This is a genomic window from Spongiactinospora gelatinilytica (assembly GCF_003236385.1).
In the GTDB taxonomy this organism is placed as follows: domain Bacteria; phylum Actinomycetota; class Actinomycetes; order Streptosporangiales; family Streptosporangiaceae; genus Spongiactinospora; species Spongiactinospora gelatinilytica.
This window is the reverse complement of sequence record NZ_POUA01000886.1, coordinates 1-425: the sequence shown is the minus strand read 5'-3', so window position 1 is coordinate 425 and position 425 is coordinate 1. Positions and strand designations below refer to the sequence as shown.

Below are 425 nucleotides of genomic sequence, written 5' to 3'. Positions count from 1 at the left end.
TGCTGATATTCGTAACAATGTGAATGAGCAAATGAACACCAAGGACAGTTCAGGTCGTGGTAATTTGGATACGACGACAGGAAATAACTTGTTGAACGCGATTGATTCGGCCGTTGGTAAGGCTGCCGATGACTTTACGTTGAACAAGTCAGCCGCCGTTGGTGCGGCCGTTGCAAGTTCGGTTGCAAGTTCGGTTGCCAGTGAAATCGCGAGTTCGGTTGCGTCAGCCGTTGGTGGACTAGATAGTGCCGCAATGTCATCATTGGCATCTAGTGTGGCCAAGAGTATGGCGTCAAGCATGGCGTCACACGTCGTGACGGACGCAAGCCAGGTCGCTTCCGCATTGGCAAGTAATTCGGCCGCTGTGTTGAATTCCGATGGAACGGTTAACTCATCCGTTGCAATTACGGATACCGTTTCGAAGG

1 protein-coding gene is annotated in these 425 nt (G+C 51.1%); it reads left to right on the top strand.

Annotation, left to right across the window (positions count from 1 at the left end; translation table 11 throughout):
- Positions 1-31 precede the first annotated feature (31 nt).
- Positions 32-425 (top strand): hypothetical protein (locus tag C1I98_RS46710; RefSeq protein WP_146607977.1); only part of this gene is annotated, 394 nt, incomplete at its 3' end.